Origin of the sequence: Luedemannella helvata, assembly GCF_039528415.1 — a bacterium.
In the GTDB taxonomy this organism is placed as follows: Bacteria; Actinomycetota; Actinomycetes; order Mycobacteriales; family Micromonosporaceae; genus Luedemannella; species Luedemannella helvata.
Map to the genome: position 1 here is coordinate 1 of NZ_BAAALS010000122.1, position 690 is coordinate 690.

Annotated in this window: 1 protein-coding gene; it reads left to right on the forward strand. The window is 73.5% G+C overall.

The window, feature by feature from the left end; translation table 11 throughout:
* Window positions 1–690: hypothetical protein (locus tag ABD191_RS29045; protein ID WP_344089172.1), on the forward strand; the 690-nt coding region annotated here is incomplete at both ends.

Genomic DNA, 690 nt, shown 5'->3' on the forward strand with positions numbered 1-690 from the left:
GGTCAACGAGACCCGGGCCCGGAACAACCTGTCGGCCATCGAGGGTGGCGACTCGCTGATCACTCCGATGAACGTGACCGAGGGCGGGCTGGCCTCGCCGCGGGACACAGCGCCGGATCCGGCGGCTCTCCCAAAAGCGCGCGGCCTGGCGCTGGTGAAAGGCGGCAGGCCGGCTGAGCTTGGCACCGCAGTCACCGAGGCGGAGGCGCTCGCGACCTCGCTGGAGCGGTGGACGAAACGGGCTGCCGACCGGCTGTTGGTGGCGGCGGGCGCGAAGGCCGGCGACATGCCGGACCTGCTCGCCCTGTGGGCCGCCGGCTCCGAGGACCGGCTCGCGCAGCTGGAGGCGCTCCTCGCGGACCATGGCTACCGGCTCGCGCAGGTCGGGGCCTGGGAGGTCCTGAACGTCTGGAACCCGGACGCCGAGAACTGGTCGGCCGACGTGATGCTCGCGTGGATTCTTGCGGCCGCGGCCACGCACGCGGAGCAGCACGAGGAGGCTGGCCGGAAGGCGGTGGCCGCGGCGCAGGAGCGCGGCGGGGACGGCTGGCGGGAGAGCCTGCAAGGCGCCGCCCTGGCGTGGGAGTCGGCGGCCACTGTCCGCGCCGCGACTTCGTCAACGGAGTTCCGCAGCTTCGGCGGCCATGACGCGGCGTCCGCGTCCGGGCTGGTGAAGAAGATCTGGCGGAC